This window comes from Geodermatophilus sp. SYSU D00703 (genome assembly GCF_054050155.1).
The window spans coordinates 158,081-177,941 of sequence record NZ_JBJGYU010000006.1 but is presented as its reverse complement, the minus strand read 5'-3'; the positions used below and the strand labels follow the sequence as shown (position 1 = coordinate 177,941).

The following is a 19,861-nucleotide window of genomic DNA, read 5'->3' as shown; positions in this document are numbered from 1 at the left end:
TCGGGGCCGGGCGGGGGGGGGGCGGTGTGGCGGGGCGTGTGGCTGTAGGTGGGGCCCCGGGGGGGGCGCCACCGCCGCCGCCCGCCCCCCCCGCGCCCGGGCCCGGGCGGGGGCGGGTGGTCAGCTTCTCGATCTTCTTGTCCGCGGCGGTGCCGGCCACCACCCGGTGCACGAACACCCCGGGCAGGTGCACGTCCTCCGGGCGGATCGCGCCGGGCTCGACCAACTGCTCGACCTCGGCGATGCAGATCCGCCCGGCCATGCCGGCCAGCGGATTGAAGTTGCGCGCCGACTCGTGGAACACCAGGTTGCCGTGCCGGTCCCCGACCGCGGCGCGGACCAGCCCGAAGTCCGCCCGCAGCGCGGTCTCCAGCACGTACTGCACCCCGTCGAACTCGCGCACCTCCTTGGGGACGCTGGTCTTGGCCACGTTGCCCGCGGCGTCGTAGCGCACGGGGATGCCGCCGTCGGCGACCATCGTCCCCACCCCGGTGGGGGTGTAGAAGGCCGGAATGCCCGCGCCGCCGGCGCGCAGCCGCTCGGCCAGCGTGCCCTGCGGGGTCAGCTCCACCTCCAGCTGCCCGGACAGATAGCGGCGGGCGACCTCCTTGGAGCCGCCGACGAAGGAGGAGATCGTCTTGCGGATCCGCCCGGCGTAGAGCAGCACCCCCAGCGCCGCGTCGTCCACTCCGCAGTTGTTGCTGATCGTGACCAGCTCGCTGGCGCCCTGCTCGAGCAGCGCGTCGATCAGCGCGTACGGGATGCCGCACAACCCGAACCCGCCCACCGCCAGCACCGCGCCGTCGGGCACGTCGGCCACCGCCTCAGCGGCGCTGCCCACCACCTTGTCCATGCAGGAGTCCCACCGTCCGTCCGGGCGGCTGGGACGGCTGCGTCAGGCAGGTCGGCCCAGCTCGCGGATGCCCTCGATCGTCCGCCCGAGCGTAGCGGTGACCCGCTCCGTGGCCGCACGCCCGGGCAGCCGGCCCTCATCGGGGGAGCGGACCAGCACGATCGACGCGCCGGCGGCCAGCGGGGCGAGCAGCCACGCGACCGGGCCCGCCTCGGCCGCCGCGCGGTCGTCGACGAGCACCCGGTCGCCGTCGGCGAGACCCAGCCGTCCGGCGAGCTCCTGCGCGGTGGCGACCAGGCCGCCGAGGGTGAGCTCGAGGCCGCCGAGCAGCAACCCGGGCGCGGCCGGGTCGGGCTGCTGCCACGGGACGAACACGTCGCCGTGCGCGCGGACCTCCAGCGCGAAGTCCCGCGCCTGCCCGCTGTACCCGGCCATCCCCATGCCGAGCGGGTGCAGGGAGAGGCCCAGCAGCTCGGGGAGGTCCTGCTCCTCCAGCGGGGCCAGCCGGTCCTGCGCGGCCAGCACGACGTCGGCGTCGTCCAGCCGGCCGTCGTCCTCGGCGGCGGTGTCGAGCACCGTGGCGCCGCAGGCCCACACCCCGAGCAGCACCGCCGCGGTCTGCCAGTGCACCGGCAGCGCCACGGCCACCGTGCTCCCCGTGGTGACGTCGAACTCGTCCTGGAGCAGGTTCGCCGTCTTCGCCACCCAGTTCGCGAGGGTGGTCGCCGACAGCTCGACCCGCTCGCCGGTCGCGTCGTCGTAGGCGGTCACCAGCGGCGCCGCGGCGTCCCGGCGCAGTGCGGCGTCGAGCAGGTGTGACGGAACGGTGGGTCTCGAGGTGGCCACGTGGCAAGAGTGGCAGCCGGTCGCGGAAGTCCCCGCTCGCGGCCCCCTGGGGTGCAGCCCCGCGGTTACAGTCGGTCCCCGATGAGCAACATGTCCGGCGGGACCCTCACCCGCCTCGACCACTCGGTGCTCCGGCTGACCCGCCGCACCCTGGGGGACACCGCCGCCGTTCCCGTCGCCCGGGGGCTGTCGCACTTCGGTGAGCACGCGCTGGGCTGGATCGCCCTCGGCGCGGCCGGGTGGCTGGGGGGCCGCCGCCGGTCCGAGTGGGCTTCCGGTGTCGCGGGTGTCGTCGCCGCACACGCGGCCGGCGTGGTGGTGAAGCGAGTGGTCCGGCGGGTACGCCCCGACCTCGTGGACGTCCCCGCGCTGGTGACGACGCCGAGCCGGCTGTCCTTCCCGAGTGCGCACAGCTGCTCGACCGCGGCGGCGGCGGTGGGCTTCGGGCCTCTCGTCGGTCGCCCGGTCATGGGTGCCCTCACCGGGGCCATGCTCGTGTCCCGGGTGCTCCTCGGTGTCCACTACCCCAGCGACGTGCTGTCCGGCGCCGCGCTGGGGGCGACGGTGGCCGCTGTCGTCCGGCGACGCGCCGGCACGGGGGCATGACCGTGTCCTCCGAGGTGGGTCGCGCTCCTGGGCGGCAGCCGGACGTCGCCGTGACCGGTGACGCCACCGCGCCCGTGGTCGAGCCACGGACGCCGGCGCAGGAGCCCGCCGTCCCGCCCGGCCTGCCGCCGCGGGTGCCCGGCTTCCGCGGCAGCTTCGGCTGGGGCCTGGTCCGCGCCCTGCGCCCGCGGCAGTGGGTGAAGAACGTCCTGGTGCTCGCGGCCCCCGCGGCGGCCGGACGGGTCTTCGACGCCGACGTCCTCGGTCCCACGGCGGTCGCCTTCGTCCTCTTCTGCCTGGCGTCGTCGGCGGTGTACCTGGTCAACGACACGATCGACGTCGAGGAGGACCGCCGGCACCCGCGCAAGCGGTTCCGCCCGATCGCCGCCGGTATCGTGCCCCGCTGGCTGGCCGTGGCCCTGGCCGCGGTGCTGTTCGCCGTCGCCCTCACCGCCGGCGTCCTGCTCACCCGGCCGGAGCTCGCCTGGGTCCTCGCCAGCTACGTGGTGATCCAGCTGGCCTACTGCCTCTTCCTCAAGAACCAGCCGGTCATCGACCTCGCGGTCGTCGCGTCGGGCTTCTTGCTGCGCGGCATCGCCGGTGGCGTGGCCGCCGGCCTGCTGCTGTCGCAGTGGTTCCTGCTCGTCGCCGCCTTCGGCTCGCTGTTCATGGTCGCCGGGAAGCGGTACTCCGAGCTGGTCTACCTGGGCGACGCGGCGGCCACGCGCAAGACCCTGCAGGAGTACTCGGCCAGCTACCTGCGCTTCGTGTGGAGCCTCTCGGCCGGCGTCGCCTGCACCGCCTACAGCCTGTGGGCCTTCGAGATGGTCGAGTCCCAGGCCGGGGTGCCCTGGGCGACGATCTCCATCGCACCGTTCGTCCTCGCGATCCTGCGATACGCGAGGGACGTCGACAAGGGCGCCGCCGGCGCCCCGGAGGACATCGTGCTCAACGACCGCGTACTGCTGGCCCTGGGCATCGTCTGGGCCGCCACCGTCGGGCTGGGGGTCTTCGGTGCCTGACGCCCCCGCCCCGCTCCAGGCGGCACGGGTCCCGCTGACCGGCTGGGGCCGCACGGCCCCGACCCCGGCGCACCTGACGCCGGTGACCTCGGTCGACGACGCGGCCGAGCTGCTCGCCGCCCGGACCGAGCGGGGCCTGCTGGCCCGCGGGCTGGCCCGCAGCTACGGCGACGCGGCGCAGAACGCCGGCGGCTCCGTGCTGGACATGACCTCCGCCGATCGCGTGCTGGACGTGGACCTGGCCGGCGGCGAGGTCGAGGTCGAGGCCGGGATCTCGCTGGACCGGCTGATGGCCCTCTTCGTGCCGATGGGCCTGTTCGTCCCGGTCACCGCGGGGACCCGTTACGTCACGGTGGGCGGGGCGATCGCCGCCGACATCCACGGCAAGAACCACCACGTCGCCGGCAGCTTCAGCCAGCACGTGCGCTGGCTGGACCTCCTCACGGCCGACGGGCAGGTCCGCCGGCTGAGCCCCGACTCCGACCCCGAGTTGTTCTGGGCCACCGCGGGCGGCATGGGCCTGACCGGGGTGATCCTGCGTGCACGCGTCCGGATGAAGCCGATCGAGAGCTCGCGGATCCTGGTCGACACCGACCGGACGCCGGACCTCGACTCGCTGATGACCCTGCTCGCCGAGACCGACCACCTGTACGACTACTCCGTCGCCTGGATCGACTGCGTGGCCAAGGGCCGTCGCATGGGGCGCTCGGTGCTCACCCGCGGCCGGTTCGCCCGGCGCGACGAGCTGCCGGCCCGCCGACAGGCCGACCCGCTGCGCTACTCCGGGTCGGTGCGGCTCTCCGTGCCCGACGTCTTCCCGCCCGGCCTGCTCAACGCGGCCACGGTCGCGGCGTTCAACGAGCTCTGGTACCGGAAGGCGCCCCGGCGCAAGCGCGACCAGCTGCAGACCATCCCGGCCTTCTTCCACCCGCTCGACGGCGTGGGCGAGTGGAACCGCATCTACGGCCCGCGCGGCTTCGTCCAGTACCAGTTCACCGTCCCCTTCGGGCAGGAGGAGGCGATGCGGGAGGCGCTGGTCCGCATCACCAGCTCCGGGCACGCCTCCTTCCTCGCCGTCCTCAAGCGCTTCGGGGAAGGCAACCCGGGGATGCTGTCCTACCCGTCGCCGGGCTGGACGCTGGCCCTCGACATCCCCGTCGTCCGGGGTCTGGCCACGCTGCTGGACCGCCTCGACGAGCTGGTGGTGGACGCCGGCGGGCGGATCTACCTCGCCAAGGACTCCCGCGTGCGCCCGGAGCTGTTCGAGCACATGTACCCCGAGCTCGAGCACTTCCGCGCCGTGCGCAAGCGGGTGGACCCGGACGGTGTCTTCACCTCGGACCTGAGCAGGAGGCTCGCCCTGTGATCGACGCCCTCGGATCGGTCGGTTCGCTGCTGCTCGTCGGCGGCACCTCCGACATCGCGCTGGCGACGGCGCGCCGCTACCTGCGCGAGCGTCCCCTCCGCGTCGTCCTCGCCGCCCGGGACACCCCCCGCCGCCGCGAGGCCGCCGACGAGCTCACCGCCCTCGGGGCGACCGTCGAGGTCGTCGACTTCGACGCCGAGGACCCGACGTCGCCCGAGCGCATGGTGGAGCGTGCCGTGGCCGGCGGTGACGTCGACGTGGCGGTGATCGCCTTCGGCCAGCTGGGGGACCAGCAGGTGCTGGCCGGCGACGCCGCGGCCGCAGCCGCCCTGGCCCAGGTCAACTACGTGGCGCCGGTCGCCGTCGGCACGGTGCTCGCCAACCGCATGCGGACGCAGGGCCACGGCGTCATCGTGGCGCTGTCCTCGGTGGCGGGGGAGCGGGCCCGCCGGTCCAACTTCGTCTACGGCTCCACGAAGGCCGGCATGGACGCGTTCTTCTCCGGCCTGGCCGACTCGCTCGTCGGCACGGGGGTCTCGGTCCTCGTGGTCCGTCCCGGCTTCGTCCGCTCGAAGATGACCGAGGGCCTGGCCGACGCGCCGCTGGCCACGACGCCGGACGCGGTGGCGGAGGCGATCGTCGACGGCGTGCGCCGCGGCCGGCACACCGTCTGGGTGCCGGGCGTCATGCGCTGGGTCATGAGCGGGCTGCGCCACACGCCGCGGTCGCTGTTCCGCCGCCTGCCGATCTGACCCGTCCGCCTCCACGACGGACGGCCGGGCGACACCCGACGACGGGTGCCGGGTCGCTGCCACCCGGGCGGGTCCTCCGCGCGAGGAGGGCTGTTCGCCTGCCGGGTGACCGTGCCGGCCGGGACCTCCTCGGCTGCGACGGCGGGACGATGGTGGACGTCGCTCACGACGTCCTCGCCGGACGGGAGTCCTGGTGACCCCGGACGTCGCCCGAGCGGACATCCCGCCAGCGTCGCGGGTCGATCGCGACAGACCTCCTGGCCCCGCCGGTGGTCCTCCCGGTCCCCGGGGGGCTGCTCGACGTGCCCGGCCCTGGACGCGAGGAGGGGGGCCACCCCGACGGGCGGCCCCCTCCTCGCGATCGGCGGGACGGTCAGTTGATGCAGTCGGTGTCCGCGGCCGTCCGAGGAGGCTCGGTCTCGGCGGCGGGCTCCTGCTCCGGCGCGGTGACCGCCTGCCCGATGCCGTTGAAGTCCGAGCCCAGCACGAGCTGGAGGGTCCCCGTGGCGGCGTCCTCGCTCTTCGTCGTCTTGGCCCCCGGGATGACGGCCGCCACGGCTCGGGCCAGGGCCTCGTCACCGGCCGCGTAGCGGATCTCGGTGGTCTCGTAGTCGGAGGAGTCGGCGTTGCCGGTAGCGGCGACGGTGAAGCCCGCACCGCCCAGGGCCGCGGCGGCGCTCGCGGCCAGGCCGGCCGTCCCGGACCCGTTGTAGACGTCGAGGGTGACCTCGGAGGGGTCAGCGGTCGCGGGCGCGGCCTCGCTGGTCGGGGCCGCCTCCTGCTCCTGCGGGTCCGCGGAGAGCTGGGCGAAGAAGTCGTACAGCGTCTCCTGGTCCTCGAGCTGGATGATGGAGCGGTCCTGCTCGTCCCGGGCGGTCCCGACGTAGGGGATGGTCTGGAACTCGATGCTGCCCGCCGTCACCGACTGCATCTGTGCAGCCAGGTCGAACAGGTCCAGGGAGTCGTCGACGGTCAGCGACCCGGCCGCCGCCTCGACGAGCCGACGCTGCTTGCCCGGGTCGAGCAGCACGTTTTCGGACAGCATCTTGCGGACCATGCCGGCGATGAACGTCTGCTGCCGGACGATCCGGTCGAAGTCGCCCCGCGGCAGGCCATGGCGCTGGCGGACGAAGGCCAGGGCCTGCTCGCCGCTGATGGTCTGCTGGCCGGCCGGCAGGTCCACGCCGGAGAACTTGTCCTTCGCCGGCTCGCAGAGGTTGACCTCCACGCCGCCGACCACGTTGGACAGGTTGAAGAAGCCGAGCAGGTCCACCTCGGCGTAGTGGTCGATCTGCAGCCCGCTGAGCTGGCTGATCGTCTGGATGAGCAGGCGGGCGCCTGCGGCCTGGCGGTCGGCCTCGGGCGCGTCGGCCGGGGCCTCGTTGTTGTACCCGTAGGCGTACGCGGCGTTGAGCTTGTCCTTGCCGTAGCCGGGGATGTCCACGTAGGAGTCGCGGGGGAAGGACACGAAGGAGGCGCGCGACCCGTCCGCCGGGATGTGGACCAGGATCATCGTGTCGGTGTTGAGGCCGCTGTCGTCCCCGGTGTTGAGCTGCTCGCGCTGCTCGGCCGACGCGCTGGCCCGGCTGTCGTTGCCGACGAGGAGCACGTTCGTCGCCGACTGACCGGAGGCGCCCTCGTTGCCCTCGGTGGGGATCGCGGCGGTCCGGTTGACGCTGGCGTCGGCGACCTGCCCCAGGTACCAGCCCCAGCCGGAGCCCGCGAGCAGGACGACGGAGAGGACCGCGCCGATCACGCGGAAGGCCGTCGCCGCGCGGCTCCGCCCGCGGCCGGACGGCGGAGCGGCCTCGGCGGTGCGGGAGGAGCGGGGCTCGTGCCCACGGCCCGGACGACCCGCGCGCGGGTCCAGGCGTGCCGGCAGCGGCCGGTTCTCGTCCGCCCGGGCGTCGGGCTTTCTCGGGCTCACGTGGGACGTCCTTCCCTCTGCACTGGTCCGCACGGGCGGCGGCGACGTGCCGCGCGCGGCGGCAGGCCCCCGTCGACTGCCGTCGAGCGGCTGTGGACCGCGCGGGAGGCTGACGGCGATGTTAGGTGCCGGGACGGGCCGGCGGGGTGCACGCGGCGGAGACACGGGACGCCTGGGACGAACGGTGCGAGGTGGCCGGACGGGACGGTCCGGACGGCCCCGTCACGACACGCCTCACCCCGCAGGAGGATGCCCGGCCGGTCTCTCCCCGGGAGGATCGGGCTCATGCGCGTACTGGTCACCGGAGGAGCCGGCTTCATCGGCTCCCACTACGTCCGCACCCTGCTGACCGGTGGGTACCCCGGCTTCGAGGACGCCGAGGTGACCGTCTTCGACGCGCTGACCTACGCCGGAAACCTCGCCAATCTGGCGCCGGTGGCCGAGAGCCCGCGCTACCGGTTCGTGCGGGGGGACATCTGCAGCGCGGCCGACCTCGACGCGGCCCTGCCCGGGCACGACGTCGTGGTCAACTTCGCCGCCGAGTCGCACGTGGACCGCTCCATCTCCGGTGCCTCGCAGTTCGTGCTCACCAACGTGCTCGGCGCCCAGCAGGTCTTCGAGGCCGCGCTGCGGCACGGCGTCGGCCGGGTGGTGCACGTCTCCACCGACGAGGTGTACGGCTCGATCGACGAGGGCTCGTGGACCGAGGACCACGTCCTCGAGCCGAACTCGCCGTACTCCGCGGCCAAGGCCGGCGGCGACCTCATCGCCCGCGCCTACGCCCGGACCTACGGGTTGGACATCTCGATCACCCGGTGCAGCAACAACTACGGCCCGTACCACTTCCCGGAGAAGGTCATCCCGCTGTTCGTCACCAACCTGCTCGACGGGGAGAAGGTGCCGCTCTACGGCGAGGGCGCCAACGTCCGCGACTGGCTGTTCGTCGACGACCACTGCCGCGGCATCCAGCTGGTGCTGGAGAAGGGCCGCCCGGGCGAGTTCTACAACATCGGCGGCGGCCGGGAGCTGTCCAACCGGGAGCTCACCGAGAAGCTGCTGGAGGCCACCGGCCGCGACTGGAGCTCCGTGGAGAACGTCGTCGACCCCCGCGGCGGTGGACACGACCTGCGCTACTCGGTCGACTACTCCAAGACCGCCGCGCTGGGCTACGCCCCGCGGATGTCCTTCGAGGAGGGCCTGGCGCTGACCGTGCAGTGGTACCGCGACAACCGGTCGTGGTGGGAGCCGCTGAAGGCCGCCGCCGCGACCGCACGGGCGTGAGCACCGCCTGGCTGGTCACCGGCGCACACGGCCAGCTCGGCGCCGACCTGGTCGCGCTGCTGGCGGGCCGAGCGGGGGACACGGTCACGGCCGTGGGCCGGGCGGAGATGGACCTCACCGACGAGGAGCAGGTGCGGGGCGTCGTCCGCGGCTGGCTGGCCGGGGCGCGGGCCCGCGGCCGGCGCCCCGTGGTGCTCAACGCTGCCGCGTACACCGCCGTCGACGCGGCGGAGGACGACGAGGCGACCGCGCTGCTGGTCAACGGGCGGGCCCCCGGCTGGCTCGCCGAGGAGCTGGCCGGGCACGGGCGGCTGGTGCACGTCTCCACCGACTACGTCTTCGACGGGGCGGCCACCGAGCCCTATCCGGTGGACGCCGCGGTCGCCCCGCGCAGCGCCTACGGCCGGACGAAGGCGCAGGGGGAGCGCGCCGTGGCCGCGGTCGGGGGCGACGCCACGGTCGTCCGGACGGCGTGGGTGTACGGCGCGCACGGGCCCAACTTCGTGCGCACGATGCTGCGCCTGGCGGCCGAACGCGACACCGTCGACGTCGTCGACGACCAGACCGGCTCGCCCACCTGGTCGGCGGACCTGGCAGCCGGGCTGGTGGCCGTGGGCGCCCGCCCGCAGCCCGCCCCGCCGCTGCTGCACTGCACCAACGCCGGGGCGGTGACCTGGTGCGGCCTGGCGCGGGCGGTCTTCGAGGAGATCGGCGCCGACCCCGCCCGGGTGCGCGCGACGACCACCGACCGGTTTCCCCGGCCGGCCCCGCGGCCGGCCTACTCGGTCCTGGACGGCAGCGCCTGGACCGCGGCCGGGCTCCCCGCCCCCCGCCCCTGGCGGGCGGCCCTGCGGACGGCGCTGCGGGAGGGGTTGCGCGCCTGACCGGAGGACCTCGGCACGGTTCCGGACGGGCAACTGGCCTCAAGGTGTCCGGTCTGCCTTCCGAAGGTGGAGGGAGGGGCGGTCTCCGACCGCCGCGGACCGACGCAACCGGAGGACCCCCACTCGATGCGCCGCCTTCTCGCGGGCTCCACCGCCTTCTTGTCCTTCACCGGGACGATCCTCGTCCTGCCCGTGTACGCCGCACCCGCGCCCGAGCCCGAGCCGGTGGCGACCTCCACCGAGGAGGTGCCCATGGGGTCGGTCGACGACCCGGCCCCCGAGGCCGACGTGCAGGAAGGCACCACCGACCCCGTGTCGGGTGTGTCCGGGAACGCTCCCACGCTCACCGTGAGCGCCACCGACGTCGACGACTTCTCCCTGGTCGGTGTCACCTGGGCGTTCGACCCCGCGGTCACCGACACGGTGGTGCAGGTGCGGGTCAGGGACGCCTCCGGCGCCTGGGGCGAGTGGACGGAGGTCGGCAGCGAGGACGCCGAGCAAGCGCCCGACGCGGACACCGAGGGCAGGGTCCGCGGCGGGACGGCCCCGCTGTGGACCGGTCCGGCGACCGCGGTGGAGGCCGAGCTGGTGACCCGCTCCGGGGCGCAGCCGACCGACGTGCAGCTGGACCTCGTGGACCCCGGCGACAGCGCGGCCGATGCCTCCCTCGGCACCCCGGACATCCAGGACACCGCCGACGCGGCGATGGCCATGCCGCCGGTCTACTCACGGGCCCAGTGGGGGGCCGACGAGTCGATCATGGGCTGGACCCCGCAGTACGCCGGCACGATCAGGGCCGCGACCCTGCACCACACCGCGGACACCAACAACTACACGGCCGATCAGGTGCCGGCCATGATGCGCTCGATCTACCGCTACCACGCGGTCAGCCGTGGCTGGGGCGACATCGGCTACAACGCGATCGTCGACAAGTTCGGCCGGCTCTGGGAGGGCCGCTACGGCGGGCTCTCCCGTCCGGTCGTCGGCGCGCACGCCGGTGGGTTCAACACCGGGACCTTCGGCGTCTCGATGCTCGGCACCTACGAGACGGTCGCCGTGCCGCAGGCGGTGGTCGAGTCGGTCTCCGCGATCACCGCCTGGAAGTTCTCCCTGCACGGCGTCGACCCGCGCGGCACCACCGTGCTCACCTCCGGCGGCGGGGGCACGGCCAGGTACGCCGCGGGCACCCGCGTCACCCTGCCGACCGTCTTCGGGCACCGGGACGTCGGCACCACCTCCTGCCCGGGTGCCCAGGGCTACGCCCGCCTCGGTGACATCCGGAACCGGGTGGCGGCACTGATGGTCGACGATCCGTACGAGAAGATCACCGAGCGGTACGCCGACCCCGCCGTCCGCGCGGCTCTCGGTGCCCCCGTCGGTGGGCGGCAGCAGGCCGCCGGGGTCACCTGGCAGGTCTACGAGCGCGGCCGCCTGTACACCTCGGCGGACACCGGCGCCTTCCTGGTCTACGGCTCGATCCTGGAGCGCTACCTCGCCGCGGGCGGCCCCGCGGTGCTCGGGGCGCCGACCACCGACGAGCTCGGCACCCCCGACGGCGTCGGCCGCTACAACCACTTCACCCGGGGCGCCTCGGTCTACTGGTCGCCGTCCACGGGCGCGCAGGCCGTCTGGGGCGGGATCCGCGAGAGCTGGGCCGCCCGGCGCTGGGAGGCCGGCCCGCTCGGCTACCCCGTCGGACCGGAGAAGCAGGTGGCCGGCGGCGCGCACCAGCAGTTCCAGGGCGGGACCCTGGTGTACTCGGCCGCCGGCGGTGTGCACGCGCTCACGGGGGAGATCCGGAACCGCTGGCGGGCCGCCGGGGCGGCCGCGGCCGGGCTGTTCCCCTCGACGGAGGAGACGACGACCCCCGACGGCGTCGGCAGCTACGTGCACTTCACGATCGGCGCGTCCATCTACCGCTCGAACCGGACCAGCGCCCAGCTCGTGTGGGGCGGGATCCGCCAGTCCTGGGCCGCCCACCGCTGGGAGGCCGGCCCGCTCGGCTACCCCGTCTCGGGGGAGACCGCCGCGAAGGGCGGGGTCGTGCAGGAGTTCGAGAACGGCGTCGTCGCGTGGTCGGCGGCCGGTGGGGGACACCCGATCACCGGGCGGATGCTCACGCGGTGGGAGGCCCTGGGCGGCCCCTCGTCCGGCCTGATGCCGCGCGGCGGCAAGGTCAACGGCCGCGACGGGTCGGGCATGCACCAGGTCTTCACCGGGGAGAGGGCTCTCGTGTGGTCGACGGCCGGGGGGAACCAGCAGGTGGTCGGCGGCAACCTGGCCGAGTGGCTGCGCACCGGGGCCGGCGACGGGCCGCTGGGCTACCCCCTCGGCGGGGAGACCTACGGCCGCACCGCGTCGGTCCAGGAGTTCCAGGACGGCACCATCGTCTGGTCGCCGGCGGGCGGCTCGCACGGGCTGCACGGCCCGATCCGGGAGCGTTGGCTGTCCGCGGGCGGCATCGGCGCCGGGCTGCTGCCGAAGACCAGCGAGCAGGCCACCCCCGGCGCGAGCGGCCGCTACACCACGTTCACCAACGGCTCGGCCATCTACTGGAGCCAGGCGTCCGGCGCCCAGCTCCTGTGGGGCGGCATCCTCGAGAAGTGGAGGGCGCTGGGTGCGCAGCGCAGCGCCCTCGGGTTCCCGACCACCGGCGAGTACCGGCTCGCCGGGGGGCGCGGCAACGGCGTGTCCTTCCAGGGCGGCGTCGTCTACTGGTCGGCCGAGACGGGCGCGCACGAGGTGCGGGGCAGCATCAACGTCGCCTACCAGCAGGCCGGCGGCGCCACGTCGCGGCTCGGGCTGCCGACCAGCGACGAGTACGACGTCCCCGGGGGTCGGCGCAGCGACTTCCAGGGCGGGTACATCAGCTGGACCGCCACCGGAGGCGCGGAGACCCACCTCCGCTGAGCACCGCGGGCGGCCCCGTCAGCCGCCCGCGGTGAGCAGGACCGTGGTCGGGCCCTCGGGGCCCGCCACGGTCCCCAGCTCGCAGGTGCCCGCGGCCACCAGCTGCCCGAGCGCCGGGTCGTCCGGCGCGGCCACCGTCACCACGGCGTCCTCGCCGCCGTCGCTGACGCGGGCCGCGCCGAAGAGGTCGGCCGAGCCGGCGGAGACGGTGACGGTGACGTCCTCGGCGGCCAGGTTCTCGACCAGGCCGGCCGCGACCGGCCAGCGGTCGTGGGTGGCGATGTCCACCCGCACCACGTCGCCCGGCCCGGCGGCCAGCTGGCCGTCGAGGAGGCGCTGCGCGGCCGTGACCGCCTCGGAGGCGGGCAGGGCCGCGAGGCCTCGGCTCAGCGACACCGCGACCAGCGCCGCCAGCGCCGCCAGGACGGCGAGCGCGGCGGGCGCTGCGGCACGGGCCAGGCGGACCGCCCGCGACCGCAGCGCCCCGGGGACCGGCAGGCGGTCGGCCAGCCCGAGCAGGCCCAGCACCGTGACGGCGGGCAGCACGCTCACCCAGGTCAGCAGGTACCAGTAGAGGATCCCCGAGACGGTCTTCGCGGAGGCGATGGCGGCGAGCAGGGCGACCAGCGTGACGACGCCGGACCACCACGCACCCGGACGCCGCCAGAGGCGACCGGCCACGAGCAGGAGCACGGACGCGGCGGCCTGCGCGACCAGCCCGACGAGGACGGCCGCGGGCAGCGTGGAGACGTCCATCTCCCAGGGCCCGGGCCCCCACCCGTAGGGGGTCATGGCCAGCACCCGGCCGACGGCGATGAGCGCCTCGAGCAGCGTCGGGTGGACCGCGTCCGGAGGCGGGTCGAGCAGGAAGAAGTCCAGCAGCAGGCGCAGGTTGCCCTGGCCCGGCGCGGCAGTGACCTGCTGCTGGACCACCGGACACCACAGCGCCACCACCAGGGCTCCCGCGGCCGCGGTCGCGAGCCCGCTGCGCCGGGAGGCAGGGGCCGCCGGCACCCCCTCCGCGGGCGGGCGGCGTCGCCGGCCCACGACGAAGGCCACCAGGCCGGCCAGCCCGACGGCGGCGACCAGGGGAGCGGTGCCGATGTGGGTCTGCACGAGGTAGCTGCCGGCGGCCACGAGCAGCAGCAGCCCGGTCCAGCGGCCCTCCCGGCAGCGCACGGCGAGCACGAGGAACAGGGCGGTGCCCAGCAGCAGCGCGTACGGGTTCCAGACGTCCACGAAGAACGCGCCCGGCATGCGCAGCACGTAGAGCAGCACGACGCCGGCGGCAAGCACGCCGACGACCGCCCGGGCCCGGCGGGGGACCGCCGCCACCAGCAACACGGCGAGCAGGCCGTGCACCACGAGGCTCGCGGCGACCAGGGCGGCGTCGTCGTCGCCGAACAGGCGCATCCACGGGGCCATCAGGTAGAACCACGCGGGCCCCGGGTGCGCCCAGCCGTACCGGGAGTACGGGCCCAGCTGCTGGTCGCCGTCGCCGGCCTCGTGCGTCGCCAGGCCGATGATCGCCTGGTCCCCGGCGAACTGGAAGGACGCGTCGCGGGTCAGGAGCACGCGGACGGCGGCGACCACGAACGGGACCGCGGTGAGCAGCAGCGCCGCCGGGACCAGCCACCGTGGACCCCCGCGAGGGGCGACGGAGGGCTGGTCGGCGAACGGGGGGGCGACGTCCGACGTCGTCCGTGCCAAGGGAGCTCCTCCCCGGGAGCCGCGGGCGCGGCTCACCCGGTGGTCGGTCCGGTCAGCCCTCGGCGGCGGGGGCCGTGGTGGCGACGACGGCGTAGTCCTGGGGGCCGAAGAGCACCTCGTTCAACCGGGCGAAGCCCTCGTCGACGGCGGTCCGGACCTCCGCGGCCCACGGGGGCAGGTCGTCCTGGGACTCGAGCGGGATCCGGGGCAGGTGGTATCCGGTCGCCGGCGAGAAGAACTGGAGCCGGACGTCCCGGAAGCCCGCCTTCTCGCAGAGGAAGGCGAGCAGGCTCGGGTGCAGCGGCCGCACGTGGGTGGGGTCGAGCAGGTAGGAGTTGCCGAGCACGATGAGGGACGCCGGGTTGGGGGTCTCGCTGATGAAGACCCCACCCGGACGCAGCTTCACCGCGGACAGCTCGAGCAGCTCGATGAGGTCGTCCAGCTCGAGGTGCTCCAGCACGTGCGTGGTGATGATCGAGCCGAGCGAGCCGTCCGGCACCGACCGCAGCCAGTCGCCGGCCAGCGCCTCGTGGACGGTGATCCCGCGGGAACGCGCCTCCGCCGCCATCCCGGGATCCGGCTCGATCCCGACGACCTCCACGCCGCGCTCGGCCAGCCGGCCCAGCAGCTCGGCCCGGCCACAGCCGAGGTCCACCACGGGCTGGTGGTCGGCGAGCTGGTCGCCGTAGCGGTCGACCAGCGTGGCCAGGATCTCCTCGGGGTCTCCGCGGAAGCGCCGCTCGAAGCCGACGTAGTCGAACAGCGTGGACGAGAGGACCTCGGGGCGCCGACCGTCCGCCGGGGCCGGCACCGGCGGCGCCCCGCCGTCCGCGCTCCCCGCCGGGGGACCGGACGGGAGGCTGCTGTTGCGCAGCCGCCGCTCGAGGGCGTGGACGGCCTCGCGCAACTCGGCGAACCGGGCTCCCGCGCCGGCCAGCCCGGTCGCCGGCGCGAAGGCCATGCCCAGCTCGTCGAGGACCCCCTGGATGTGCCGCAACTCGCCCTTGAGCAGCTCGAGGTTCACCTGCGTGGCGCGCACCGACTCGTCCTGGTGCCGGATCCGGTGCTCGTCGAGCATGCCGTGGCTGGACAGCTCCCGGAGCTGGCCCACCGTCGGGTCGGCGGCGACCTCCTCGCGCACCATGTCCTTGAGCCTGGTGTTCACCCGCTCGGCCACCCGCCGGTACGCGCGGTCGGCGATGCGGCGGGTGGCCGTCCTGGCCGCCCGCCGCGCCGGGCCGGCGAGCCGGCGGGCCAGCTCCCTCGCCGGCGGCGGGGCGTCCCTCGTCGCGGCCGGCTCGCCCGCCGCGCGCAACTGCTCGACCGCCTCGGCGCTGGTCGGGTCAGGGCTGGACATCGTCGTTCCTCTCGTTCGGTCGCCATCCCTGCGTGACGGCACCGGGAAGGTCGGCTGTGGCCTCGCGAGCGCGGCGTCGCACGAGCGCGTCACGGGGGGTGTCCAGCGCGTCCAGGGCCTCGGTCAGCCCGGACGGCGCGGTGAGGTCACGACGACGGGTGAGACCCAGCCGGGAGCTGAGCAGCGCAGCGACGCCCTCGGGGCGGCGGTCGCGGACCGCCGTCCAGCCGTGCCGGCCCAGGCGGGCGGCCCGGACCGAGTCGCCGGCGAGGGACGCGGCCAGCGACCGGCGCTCGCCCGGGTCGTCCCCGGTGAGGACGTGCTCTCCGGGGACCAGGTCCAGGCGCCGGGCCGTGGCCGGGGCGGTCACTGCCGGTGCCCCCCAGGCCAGCGCCGACCACAGCGCCACCTCGTCCAGGGCCACGACCGCTCCGGCCAGGGCAGCGAGGGTCGGCCAGTCCTCCGGCCGGGCGGGGGCGGGGGTGCCGTCGGCGGCGCCCCACGCAGGGCCGGTCCCCTCGTCGACGGCCACCAGGTCCCCGGGCAGGCCGCGCAGCCGCCGGTAGCACTCCCGCGTGAACGGCAGCAGGAGGCGCGCGCGATCCGGCGGGGGCAGCAGGCAGGCGAGCAGGTGGGCGCCCGCGGCGACGCCGGTGCCCACCTCGCCGACGACCAGCGCGCCCGGGGCCGCGGCCGGCGCGCCGCCGGGCAGCTGCCAGACCGCGAAGGGGGCCGCCGGGCGCCGGGGGAGGACGTCACTGGTGTAGAGGTGCGCGAGGACACCGGGCGGAGCCGGTTCCCGTTCCGCGACGGCGACCGGCTCGCACCACGGCGTGGCGGCGACCAGCACCGGGGCCAGGGCGTTCGGGATCTGCCGTCCCACGTGGACGGCCAGCCGCGGGGGCGGGGTCATGCCGAGGTGAGCCGGGCGACCACGTCGGACCAGGACAGGGCGGCGACCCGCTCGCGGCCGGCCTGACCCATGCGGGCCGCGAGGTCGCGGTCCTCGTGCAGCCGGCGGACCGCGGCCGCCAGCCCGGCGGGCGTCCCGTCGGTCACCAGCCCGGTCACGCCGTCCTCGACCCAGTCGAGCACCCCGCCGGAGTCGGCCGCGCAGATCACCGGCTTGCCGGCGTAGAAGGCCTGCAGCGTCGCGTAGCCGTAGTCCTCGTCCTCGGGGACGTAGACCACGGCGAGCGCTCCGGCGTACAGCTCGACCAGGCGCTCGTCGGCGACGAAGCCGGGCAGGTCCACGCGACCGCCGAGGCCGCGGTCGGTGACCCGCTGCCGCAGGTCGTCGAGCAGCTCCCCGCGGCCGGCCATCACCGCGCGGACCCCGGCGGGGACGTCGGCCATGGCGTCCACGAGGAGGTGCGGCCGCTTGTTGGCCTCCTGGCGTTGCACGGAGAGCACGTAGTCGCCGGAGGGGCCGGGGTGCAGGCGGTCGTGCAGGGGCGGGGGGTGCGCCAGCGGTTCGCTGTCCAACCCGTTGAAGCGGGTCAGTCGGTCGGTCACGACCTGGGAGTTGCTGAAGACCCGCCGGGCCTCGCGCAGGGCGACGACGTCCCACTCGGTCATCAGCCGCTGCTCCTCGAGGCTGACGTCGTCCAGGCCGAAGTCCGACCACGACGCCCCGGCGGCGAACCCGTCGTAGGCGCCGCGGTGCTGGTGGAGCAGCCACACGACCTTGTTCGGGTGCTGCACGAAGTAGGACGGGAAGTTCGTGGCGATCACCAGGTCGGCGTCGACGGGCACCATCCGCCAGGCCAGGGGGGAGTCGAACAGCCGGCCCTTCTCCCACGCCACGGGCAGGCGGACCAGGTCGGCCCGGTGCCCCGCCGCGACGAGCGCGGCCACGAGGTTCTCCTGGTGCTGCTCGGCCCCGCCGCGCACGAAGGGCTTCTGCGCCCCGCAGACGACGATGTCCAGCTCGGCACCTCCTCACAGGGGGACCCGTGCGTCCCTGCTCCGCATCTGCGACCGACCATAGCCGCGGTGCGATGGGCCGGTGAGGCGCGAGGGGGAGATGTGCCGCGGGTGGCCCGCGGGGGCCGACCGAGGGGGACCGTTCCGCTTCCGGACCGGGGGTGGGCGACTCCGCTACGTACGATCGCCTCCATGCCACGACACGAACCGGCGCTGACGGCTGAGCGCCGGGTGGGCCCCGCGGCCGGCGCCCACGAGGCCCCTCCGCTGGCGGACCAGCCGTTCGAGCGCGTCAACGAGGCCACGTCGTTCTGGCGCGGGTTCTGGCCGACCGCCCGCGACGTCTGGGCCTACCGCGAGCTGCTCGGCCAGCTGATCCGCAAGGAACTGAAGGTCAAGTACAAGGACAGCGTCCTCGGGTTCCTCTGGACGCTGCTCCGGCCGCTGCTCTACCTGCTGGTCTACGCGGTGGCGATCGGGGTCTTCCTCGGGTCCGGGCGGGTGATCCCGCAGTTCGGCATCTACCTGTTCACCGGCCTGCTGGCCTGGACGCTGTTCACCGACGTCATCGGTGGGTGCACGGGGTCGATCGTCGGCAACGCCGGGCTGGTCAAGAAGGTCTACTTCCCGCGGGAGCTGTTCCCGTTGGCCGTCGTCGGGGCCAGCGTGGTCAACTTCCTGCTGCAGGCGGTGATCCTCGTCGCGGCCTACGTCGTGACGTGGCAGTTCCCGGCGCCGGGCGACCTGCTGCTGGTGCCGCTGGCGCTCGTCGCACTCGTGCTGTTCGCCACCGGCCTGGGCCTGGTCCTCGCCGCCGGCAACGTGTTCCTCCGCGACATCACCTACCTCGTCGAGGTGGGCCTGCTGCTGTGGTTCTGGATGACGCCGATCGTCTACGACTGGACCAAGGTCCAGACGACGCTCGTCGAGGACAACTCGCTGGACGTCCTCTTCCAGGTGTACATGGCCAACCCCATGGCCAACGTCGTGCTGGCCTTCCAGCGCGCCCTGTGGCCCGGCGGGCTCACCGAGCAGGGGCAGGCCTTCTACTACGACGGCAACCTGTACCTGCGCCTCGGGGTGCTGATCGCCGCCGGCCTCGTCTTTGTGTGGTTCGCCCAGCGGGTCTTCGCCCGCGCGCAGGGCAACTTCGCCCAGGAGCTCTGAGTCCATGACCGACGTCATCCGGGTGCACGACGTCTCCAAGCAGTTCGCCCTCCGCAAGGACAAGTCGCTCAAGGAGCGGCTGGTCAACGCCCGGCGGTCCAAGGAGCACGCCGAGGAGTTCTGGGCGCTGCGGGACATCGACCTGAGCTTCAGCTCCGGCAGCACCACGGGGCTCATCGGGCACAACGGGTCGGGCAAGAGCACCCTGCTCAAGATCATCGGGGGCATCCTCGCGCCCACGACCGGGTACGTGGAGCGCCGCGGCCGGCTCGCCGCGCTCCTCGAGCTCGGGGCGGGGTTCCACGGGGACCTCACCGGCCGGGAGAACGTGTACCTCAACGCCGCGATCCTCGGGCTGTCCCGCAAGCAGACCGACGCGTACTTCGAGGAGATCGTCGACTTCTCCGGCATCGAGGAGTTCATCGACACCCAGGTCAAGTTCTACTCGAGCGGCATGTACGTGCGGCTGGCCTTCGCCGTTGCCGTCCACGTCGACCCGGAGGTCCTCCTCGTCGACGAGGTCCTCTCCGTCGGCGACGAGCCGTTCCAGCGCAAGTGCCTCGACCGCATCCGGCGCTTCCAGCGCGAGGGCCGCACGATCGTCTTCGTCAGCCACGGCCTGGACCAGGTGCGCCAGCTGTGCGACCGGGCGGTGCTGCTCGACCACGGGCGGATGCTGGTCGACGGGACGCCCACCGAGGCGGTGCGCGCCTTCCGTGACCTCAACCAGGAGGCCGAGGAGGGGGACCGGGACCCCGACGACGTCGCCGACCTCGGGACCCGCCGGGTCACCGTCTCCGGCGTCGCGGTGGCCGACGGGACGGGGCAGCCGGTGCGCACGATCGCCTCGGGGGACCCGCTGCAGGTGTCCTTCCGCGTCGAGACGCCGCGCCCGCTGGACGACTGGATCGTCGGCGTGGCGCTGGAGGACTCCGGCGGCCAGGTGGTGTGGGGCGCCAACAGCGACCGGGTCGGGGTGGTCCTGCCGGACCTGCCGGCGGGCGTGCACGACGTGGTGGTGGAGTTCCCGCGGGTGCCGCTGACCGAGGGCGTGTACCAGTGCAGCGTCGCCGTCGCCGACACCGGGAACCGGACGGTGTTCCACCGGGTCAACCGGGTGGCGGCGTTCCGGGTCGTGACCGACGTCGTCGAGGACGGCACGGTGCACCTGCAGCCGGGGTACCGCGTCGCCGGTCAGGGGCTGCTCAGCGGGGCGGGCGCGCCCCGGTCGGTCACGGAACAGGTCTGAGCCAG

Annotated in this window: 16 protein-coding genes; 9 read left to right on the top strand and 7 right to left on the bottom strand. The window is 74.5% G+C overall.

What is annotated here, in order from left to right; translation table 11 throughout:
• A partial coding sequence (locus ACI782_RS09615; RefSeq protein WP_456908483.1) for a CoA transferase subunit A occupies positions 1-853 on the bottom strand: 853 nt, incomplete at its 3' end.
• Positions 854-895: 42 nt separating this feature from the next.
• Positions 896-1,699, bottom strand: coding sequence for a TIGR03089 family protein (locus ACI782_RS09610; RefSeq protein ID WP_456908481.1), 804 nt, complete (start codon positions 1,697-1,699; stop codon positions 896-898).
• Between the two features lie 81 nt (positions 1,700-1,780).
• On the opposite strand from ACI782_RS09610, the gene ACI782_RS09605 reads away from it, so the two are divergent.
• From ACI782_RS09605 to ACI782_RS09590, 4 genes are read left to right on the top strand one after another with little or no spacing between them, the layout of a single operon-like run.
• A complete protein-coding gene (locus ACI782_RS09605) occupies positions 1,781-2,305 on the top strand; it encodes a phosphatase PAP2 family protein (protein WP_456908479.1) in 525 nt (174 codons plus the stop codon).
• Positions 2,306-2,355: 50 nt separating this feature from the next.
• Complete coding sequence (locus ACI782_RS09600) at positions 2,356-3,327, top strand: decaprenyl-phosphate phosphoribosyltransferase (protein WP_456908477.1); 972 nt, start codon at positions 2,356-2,358, stop codon at positions 3,325-3,327.
• Positions 3,320-4,693, top strand: a complete 1,374-nt coding sequence (locus tag ACI782_RS09595) for an FAD-binding protein (RefSeq protein WP_456908474.1) — start codon at positions 3,320-3,322, stop codon at positions 4,691-4,693. Before ACI782_RS09600 ends, ACI782_RS09595 begins: the two co-directional genes overlap by 8 nt.
• Complete coding sequence (locus tag ACI782_RS09590; protein WP_456908472.1) at positions 4,690-5,445, top strand: decaprenylphospho-beta-D-erythro-pentofuranosid-2-ulose 2-reductase; 756 nt, start codon at positions 4,690-4,692, stop codon at positions 5,443-5,445. The genes ACI782_RS09595 and ACI782_RS09590 overlap by 4 nt, the downstream gene beginning before the upstream one ends.
• Before the next feature lie 373 nt (positions 5,446-5,818).
• On the opposite strand, the gene ACI782_RS09585 is transcribed toward ACI782_RS09590, so the two are convergent.
• Complete coding sequence (locus tag ACI782_RS09585) at positions 5,819-7,372, bottom strand: LCP family protein (RefSeq protein ID WP_456908470.1); 1,554 nt, start codon at positions 7,370-7,372, stop codon at positions 5,819-5,821.
• A 285-nt stretch (positions 7,373-7,657) separates the two neighbouring features.
• On the opposite strand from ACI782_RS09585, the gene rfbB reads away from it, so the two are divergent.
• The 3 genes from rfbB to ACI782_RS09570 all read left to right on the top strand — a co-directional run bounded on the left by rfbB (position 7,658) and on the right by ACI782_RS09570 (position 12,447).
• Positions 7,658-8,653: a dTDP-glucose 4,6-dehydratase gene (gene rfbB, locus ACI782_RS09580; protein WP_456908468.1), complete on the top strand. Its 996-nt coding sequence runs from the start codon at positions 7,658-7,660 to the stop codon at positions 8,651-8,653.
• On the top strand, positions 8,650-9,537 hold the full coding sequence (gene rfbD, locus ACI782_RS09575) for a dTDP-4-dehydrorhamnose reductase (RefSeq protein WP_456908466.1): 888 nt from the start codon (positions 8,650-8,652) through the stop codon (positions 9,535-9,537). The genes rfbB and rfbD overlap by 4 nt, the downstream gene beginning before the upstream one ends.
• Before the next feature lie 126 nt (positions 9,538-9,663).
• Positions 9,664-12,447 (top strand): N-acetylmuramoyl-L-alanine amidase, encoded by a 2,784-nt coding sequence (locus ACI782_RS09570; protein WP_456908464.1) that lies wholly within the window; start codon positions 9,664-9,666, stop codon positions 12,445-12,447.
• 18 nt (positions 12,448-12,465) lie between these two features.
• Here the strand turns inward: ACI782_RS09570 and ACI782_RS09565 are convergent, their stop codons facing one another.
• The 4 genes from ACI782_RS09565 to ACI782_RS09550 are packed head-to-tail and all read right to left on the bottom strand — an operon-like array spanning position 12,466 to position 17,407.
• The gene (locus tag ACI782_RS09565) at positions 12,466-14,157 is read right to left on the bottom strand and encodes a hypothetical protein (RefSeq protein WP_456908462.1); all 1,692 of its coding nucleotides are present in this window, start codon (positions 14,155-14,157) and stop codon (positions 12,466-12,468) included.
• Between the two features lie 52 nt (positions 14,158-14,209).
• The gene (locus tag ACI782_RS09560) at positions 14,210-15,514 is read right to left on the bottom strand and encodes a class I SAM-dependent methyltransferase (protein WP_456908460.1); all 1,305 of its coding nucleotides are present in this window, start codon (positions 15,512-15,514) and stop codon (positions 14,210-14,212) included.
• On the bottom strand, positions 15,501-16,427 hold the full coding sequence (locus ACI782_RS09555; RefSeq protein ID WP_456908458.1) for a hypothetical protein: 927 nt from the start codon (positions 16,425-16,427) through the stop codon (positions 15,501-15,503). The genes ACI782_RS09560 and ACI782_RS09555 overlap by 14 nt, the downstream gene beginning before the upstream one ends.
• Complete coding sequence (locus ACI782_RS09550) at positions 16,424-17,407, bottom strand: glycosyltransferase family 4 protein (RefSeq protein ID WP_456908456.1); 984 nt, start codon at positions 17,405-17,407, stop codon at positions 16,424-16,426. The genes ACI782_RS09555 and ACI782_RS09550 overlap by 4 nt, the downstream gene beginning before the upstream one ends.
• Before the next feature lie 225 nt (positions 17,408-17,632).
• Between ACI782_RS09550 and ACI782_RS09545 the strand changes: the two genes are divergently transcribed.
• Positions 17,633-18,607, top strand: coding sequence for an ABC transporter permease (locus ACI782_RS09545; RefSeq protein WP_456908454.1), 975 nt, complete (start codon positions 17,633-17,635; stop codon positions 18,605-18,607).
• A 4-nt stretch (positions 18,608-18,611) separates the two neighbouring features.
• Entirely contained in the window at positions 18,612-19,856 is a 1,245-nt protein-coding gene (locus ACI782_RS09540) for an ABC transporter ATP-binding protein (protein WP_456908452.1), read from the top strand.
• Positions 19,857-19,861: the final 5 nt, after the last annotated feature.

Excerpts from the sequence above, each read along its gene's own strand:
- ACI782_RS09545 (WP_456908454.1), top strand. The coding sequence starts at position 17,633 with ATGCCACGACACGAACCGGCGCTGACGGCTGAGCGCCGGGTGGGCCCC.
- ACI782_RS09540 (WP_456908452.1), top strand. The coding sequence starts at position 18,612 with ATGACCGACGTCATCCGGGTGCACGACGTCTCCAAGCAGTTCGCCCTC.
- ACI782_RS09555 (WP_456908458.1), bottom strand. The coding sequence starts at position 16,427 with ATGACCCCGCCCCCGCGGCTGGCCGTCCACGTGGGACGGCAGATCCCG.
- rfbB (WP_456908468.1), top strand. The coding sequence starts at position 7,658 with ATGCGCGTACTGGTCACCGGAGGAGCCGGCTTCATCGGCTCCCACTAC.
- ACI782_RS09605 (WP_456908479.1), top strand. The coding sequence starts at position 1,781 with ATGAGCAACATGTCCGGCGGGACCCTCACCCGCCTCGACCACTCGGTG.
- ACI782_RS09570 (WP_456908464.1), top strand. The coding sequence starts at position 9,664 with ATGCGCCGCCTTCTCGCGGGCTCCACCGCCTTCTTGTCCTTCACCGGG.
- ACI782_RS09560 (WP_456908460.1), bottom strand. The coding sequence starts at position 15,514 with ATGTCCAGCCCTGACCCGACCAGCGCCGAGGCGGTCGAGCAGTTGCGC.